The organism is Bradyrhizobium sp. Kon56, assembly GCF_055807635.1.
In genome coordinates this window covers 1-233 of record NZ_JBVVOU010000662.1, presented here as the reverse complement: position 1 = coordinate 233, position 233 = coordinate 1, and the positions used below count along the sequence as shown (strand labels likewise).

Sequence of the window (233 nt, the reverse complement as noted above, 5' to 3'; positions counted from 1 at the left end):
CAGTGAAATGCCGATCGGCCTTTCGTCATAGAGCTGGACCGTCACCATCATGCCGTCCTGCAGGAAGGCAGCGCGATCGCCGACGAAATCCTTTTGCAACTCAAGCTGCTCGTAGCTTTCGGTGTCCATGAACACCAGCGCTTCGCCCTGCTCGTAGAGGAAGGAGAAATCCTTCATCTCCAGCCGGATCTGTTCGACGGTTTCGGCGGAGCGGAAACGCTCATTGAGCTTGG

General features: G+C 56.7%; 1 pseudogene. It reads right to left on the bottom strand.

What is annotated here, in order from left to right:
- Positions 1-233: pseudogene (locus tag AC0L3B_RS40430) on the bottom strand (elongation factor P); the annotation flags it as partial.